This window comes from Treponema sp. UBA785, from assembly GCF_002297065.1.
Classification (GTDB): Bacteria; Spirochaetota; Spirochaetia; order Treponematales; family Treponemataceae; genus Treponema_D.
Genome location: NZ_DBJD01000043.1, coordinates 1 through 4,260, shown reverse-complemented (window position 1 = coordinate 4,260; position 4,260 = coordinate 1). Strand labels below are relative to the sequence as shown.

Genomic DNA, 4,260 nt, shown 5'->3' with positions numbered 1-4,260 from the left:
TTTAAAACTCGAAATTGAGCCTGATAAACTAGAAGCCAGTCCGGTTTTATGTGACATTCACGGTGGTTCTTCCAGTTTCCTTCAAGCGCATGGTCGCAGTATTTTTCATCGAGAGGCAGACCGTTTGCAAGTTTTCCTACTATTTCTGCAAAAAGGCTTAAGTCGTAATGCCGCTTTTCAACTTTTTTCATGTCCTTTTTCATTGCGGAGGTAAATTTTACTTCGTATTTTGTTTTTTCTTTTGAAAATTCCATTATTTTAACAAAGCCTCCATCAAGTCATGAACATTATTATATCCCTTCACATTCGGGTCGTTCGCAATTCTGTCGCCTTCTTTCATCGCCTTGATTGTCTTGCGATTCGGGCGGTCAACGGCAATGTCAAACGGAATCCGTCCTTCGCGGAGAACTTGCTTTGTAAAAACATTGTAAAGGCCTGAAACTGTCATTCCGACCTACTCGCAGAATGAAGAAATATCCTTTTTGTCCTGGTCATCCAAAGTGATTGTTAAATTTGCCATAATATCCTCCAAAAACAGCAGTTTACACTTGAATGTATGTGAATTTTATGTGTTTTTTAAGTGGGAATCACAAGAATCGCGAATTTTTCGGAACAGAGAACTTCCCGACATCAATTCCTTCTATCTTCAAGAGCGCGATTTTGTTTTTGATTCCGCCGCCGTAGCCTGTCAGACTTCCGTTTGAGCCGACGACGCGGTGGCACGGAACGATTATGCAGATTGGATTCCAGCCCACCGCTCCCCCGACCGCCTGCGCGCTCATTTTCTTAATTCCTTTTTCAGCCGCGATTTTCTTTGCAATCTCGCCGTAAGTCAAAGTTTTTCCGAACGGAATTTTCATCATCTCATCAACGACAAGCTTTCTGAAAGGCGTAAGATTTTCGATTTTGAACTTCGGAGCAAAATCAGGACTCCGCCCCGAAAAATAAATGTCGAGCCAGCGGCAAGCCTCGGCAACGGCAGAAATGCCGGAATCGCGGGCATTTTTCACATTTTGATCATAATCCGATTCAAAAATCTTATGCTTTTTTGAGTCAGGAGAATCCTTAAAGAAAAGTCCTGTCAAAAAATCTCCGTCGCTTTCAATCAAAATCTCCCCGAGCGGAGAGCCGTAGGAATAAACGCAAGCCATAACAGAATTTTAGCACGAAATTGTAGATAAAAAAATTAACGGCATAAAATTGAAAAAAGATTTTTGATAAAAAACACAAAAAATGTCAGTATTGTGCAAATACCCCCCCCCATTTTCTACAAAAGACATATTATCATTTTCTTATCTAAGAAAAAATTCTTTTTTGGAGGAGAATTATGAAAAAAATGTTGAGAATTACGGCGGCATTTGCAGCTCTTGCGGCAATGACGAGCTTTATCGCCTGCTCTAGCGACGATGACGGTGGAGATGGCGACAAAAACGGCTTTGAAAACACCTACTGGGCTATGGAGGATTTTTCAGACAACACAGAAGAAGCAGGAGTCGAGCTTACTTATAAAAATGTTATTTATGTCCATATTGAAGACAGCTCAAAAGGCACTGCATATATAGCTGGTTCTGATTCTATTGATTACGAAAAGCTGGACTATACAAAGACAAATTCTGTGGATATTCCTTATTCTGAAAAAGAGACATTCACGTATGTTGTTGACGGCTCTAAAATCACAATCACGAGCAAATACAAAGACGATGCCGGACAAGAGAAGACAGAGATAATCGAAGGAACTTTTTCTTCCGACAAAAAATCATTCACAACAACAGAGACTGAAGACGGCGAAACATATACAACCACTTACACAAAGGTTGACAAAGCTCCTTCGAATGCAACATTAGTTATCACTGTGGCTGGCTCTAGCGGAAGCGAAACCGGAGGTGAAACTGGTGGAGAGACAGGCGGAAGCGAGACTGGTGGAGAAACCGGCGGCACAGAAACCGGCGGCGAGACAGGAACAACAAAAACTGCAACAATTGCGTATGATGGTTCTTTAGAAGAAAATGCGCCAGCTGTCACAGGAGAGGAAGGTGTATTCTCAGACGTGCAGACAGCAATTGAAGGTGCAGGCGTTGCAGAAGGATACTCTCTTGATGACGGCTACCCAAGATATGGTTCTCAAACTTATAGTGGAGATGACGGTGTTAAAAACGGAACAACTTCAGCAGGTATGTTGATTGTGTCAAACTTGCAGGATGGAAACACGAAGATTTCCTTTGATGCAAGTACTGTTATGGCGTATGCAACATATAAATTTACACTTTCTGCAAAATCTGATGTAGAAACTGCTGTAAAAGCATTTAACACACAAAGCTCAGCTCTTGCTGGAAAAATTGAAATTATTGATGCTGAGGGAAATTCAAAAGCAAGCAAACAGGCAGAAGCTGGCTCAAAATCAGCGAATGATGTGACAGCAGATTCTGTTGAACTTGATGCAGGTGAGTATACACTTAAATTCAGTTGGGTTACGACAAAGGCTGCAGAGCTTAAAAAGGTAAATTGCGGCATCTCTAGCTTCTCAATTAAAGCGACAACAAAATAGATCTAATCCTGCATTAACTTTTAGTTAATTTCTAGCCCAGCGAAAGCAACAAAGTTTTTCAAATGAAGCTTTTGTTCATCGCCGGGCTTTTTGTTTCTATCTCTTGCACTTATTACGAATTCTATTTTCTAAAAATTCTTGAATCGTACTGAGTACGAAAGCCATTTTTACCAAAATTCAAAAATCGTACTCAGTACGAACATTGCTTTTCAGAAATTTTCAAATCGTACTCAATACGAATCATGTTTTTATCAGAATCCTTGAATCGTATTCAGTACGAATGTCATTTTCTTAAAAACCTAAAATCGTAATGGGTACGGAATCTTTTTTCTTCTTTTTCAATCGTATTCATAAAAAATTCCCACGACAGACCGGTCAGAAGAGAAGAAAATAATATTTTAATTATGCAGAAGCCAGCCACTTTACCGCATAAATCTGAATTATTCCGTTATGGTCAATGTTGTTTGAGTTGTCCAAAGTTATCAGAAGTTTCGGATAATTGTCCTTCATCAGCCTGAACGGGCGCAGTTCACGCTCCAAAGTGCTTTGCTCACGCACAGAAAGCGCAACCTGATAATATTCTGTCAGCCCGTCTTTTTTTGCCACAAAGTCAATTTCAAGGTCGTTGTATTTTCCAACATAGACTTCATAGCCGCGCCGCAAAAGCTCAAGATAAACCACATTTTCTAAGATAAATCCGTCATCGCCGGTTCTGATTCCCAGCATAAAAAAACGCAGTCCCATGTCAACGGCGTAATATTTCTCAAGACTTTTAAGAAATTCCTTGCCTTTTATATCGTAGCGCGTCGCTTTGTAAAAAAGATAACTTTCAGTCAATGCGCTGTAACAGTTTTCCACAGTAGCCGGGGAAGTTTTGCGTCCGCCGCTTGTCAATGTGTCGCTCACTTTCTTTGACGAGACAAGATTTCCCACATTAGAAAGCGTGAACTTGCAGACTTTTTCCAGAACGTCAGAATCAGAAAGTTTTTTGCGCTGGATTATGTCTTTGAGAACAATAGTGGAATAAATTCCGCGGATATAGTCGCGAACTAGATTCTTATCGGTACTGATTGACGCGACATAGGGAAATCCTCCGACCGAAACGTACTCGTTGTACAAAGTTTCATCCGCCGTAACTTCCTTTTTTAAAAAGTCACTCTTGAATTGCGCATATTCGGCAAACGAAAACGGCAGCATTTTTATTTCGACATACCGACCGGAGAGAAGAGTCGCAATCTCGCCTGAAAGCATATAGGCGTTTGAGCCAGTGATGTAAATGTCAACGTTGTCCTTTAGAAAAAGGCTGTTCACGACTTTTTCAAACTGCGGAACAAGCTGAATTTCGTCAAGAAAAACATAGTTCATCTGCCCTGCAGTAATTTTTCCCCTCAAATGCTTATAAAGAACGTGATAATCGCAAAGGAATTCGTTTTCAAGGTCGTCAAAATTGATTGAAATTGTGTTGCATTCTCCAAGTTTTTCGACTTCCGATTTAAACTGGCTAAGCAGCGTTGATTTTCCGCAACGCCTTACGCCTGTAACAACTTTTATGACCTTTTTATCCTTCCAATTCCAAAGGATTTTCATAAATTCTTTTCGTACAACCATACAACCGATTATAAGTAAAAAGTTTTTAACGTGCAAGTTAAAAACTTTTAGACAGAAGCTTTTTTTTAACATATAAAGCCCCAACTTCGAGTTTTGATAAGAACAGT

General features: G+C 40.1%; 5 protein-coding genes. 1 reads left to right on the top strand and 4 read right to left on the bottom strand.

The window, feature by feature from the left end; all coding sequences use genetic code 11:
- The 3 genes from B2X33_RS03395 to B2X33_RS03385 form a co-directional block, all read right to left on the bottom strand.
- On the bottom strand, positions 1 to 254 hold a 254-nt coding region (locus B2X33_RS03395; protein WP_296667660.1), incomplete at its 3' end, for a type II toxin-antitoxin system YafQ family toxin.
- On the bottom strand, positions 254 to 448 hold the full coding sequence (locus B2X33_RS03390; protein WP_296667659.1) for a type II toxin-antitoxin system RelB/DinJ family antitoxin: 195 nt from the start codon (positions 446 to 448) through the stop codon (positions 254 to 256). The genes B2X33_RS03390 and B2X33_RS03395, both read right to left, overlap by 1 nt.
- 139 nt (positions 449 to 587) lie before the next feature.
- A complete protein-coding gene (locus B2X33_RS03385; RefSeq protein WP_296667656.1) occupies positions 588 to 1,151 on the bottom strand; it encodes a methylated-DNA--[protein]-cysteine S-methyltransferase in 564 nt (187 codons plus the stop codon).
- A 176-nt stretch (positions 1,152 to 1,327) separates the two neighbouring features.
- Between B2X33_RS03385 and B2X33_RS03380 the strand changes: the two genes are divergently transcribed.
- A complete protein-coding gene (locus B2X33_RS03380) occupies positions 1,328 to 2,545 on the top strand; it encodes a hypothetical protein (RefSeq protein WP_296667654.1) in 1,218 nt (405 codons plus the stop codon).
- Between the two features lie 402 nt (positions 2,546 to 2,947).
- On the opposite strand, the gene B2X33_RS03375 is transcribed toward B2X33_RS03380, so the two are convergent.
- Positions 2,948 to 4,225, bottom strand: coding sequence for an ATP-binding protein (locus B2X33_RS03375; protein ID WP_296667652.1), 1,278 nt, complete (start codon positions 4,223 to 4,225; stop codon positions 2,948 to 2,950).
- Between the last annotated feature and the right edge of the window lie 35 nt (positions 4,226 to 4,260).